This is a genomic window from Erythrobacter sp. CCH5-A1 (genome assembly GCF_001557115.1).
Taxonomy (GTDB): Bacteria; Pseudomonadota; Alphaproteobacteria; order Sphingomonadales; family Sphingomonadaceae; genus Erythrobacter.
In genome coordinates this window covers 1-676 of sequence record NZ_LSKQ01000242.1, presented here as the reverse complement: position 1 = coordinate 676, position 676 = coordinate 1, and the positions used below count along the sequence as shown (strand labels likewise).

The window sequence follows — 676 nt, the reverse complement described above, 5'->3', positions numbered from 1 at the left end:
TCACCGTCGTGATATGATGCCTTCGAAAGGCTCAGAATATGTCAATTCACGATCAATCGGATCCATACGATCCTCACAGCACATGGGACAGCCCCTATACGCCCGGCACGCCCATGGGAGACTCACTCCGCTGGAATGAGGTCCGAAAGAGCGAGCCTCTTATTGAACCGAATTACAAAACGCACACAACCAAACTACCCGTAGTGCGCATCGCAGCCACGTTCATACTAGGTATGTGGGGCGCGATTATACTGGGGCTTCTTCTTTAGGGTTCCTCGATGGTCTAAAATCGCGCACCCAAGCAGTCACTTCCTATTCGGGAATGAGAAGTGAAGGTGATTGTCGTGACCCTCATATTTCTGAGTCAGCCCTTCCTTCACCAAAACAGGGTCGTTGAACAGCACAGTAGTACCAGGATTCCGATCCTTCATGAACTCAATGTAGCTTCGAGTTTGCTCACGATCATAGGCGCGGCTCTGCCAAGTAACAGGGGCATTTCCGCCATCCCGGCGGAACGGACGGATATCAACCTGCCTGCCTTCCTCGTGCGTTTGATGGTCGGCGATGTCGCCACCACCACGCTTGCTGATGTCCCCGATATTCACCGGAGAACCTCCACGGCTTGCCCATTCGGCTGACGAAGCGCGCAGCTCGTTGGCGACCGACTCCGTCGCAT

1 protein-coding gene is annotated in these 676 nt (G+C 54.0%); it reads right to left on the bottom strand.

The genetic code is table 11. The features are described from left to right. Nucleotides 1-305: 305 nt before the first annotated feature. Nucleotides 306-676, bottom strand: a 371-nt coding sequence (locus AX708_RS20570; protein WP_233999667.1) for a hypothetical protein, incomplete at its 5' end; no start/stop codon positions are given.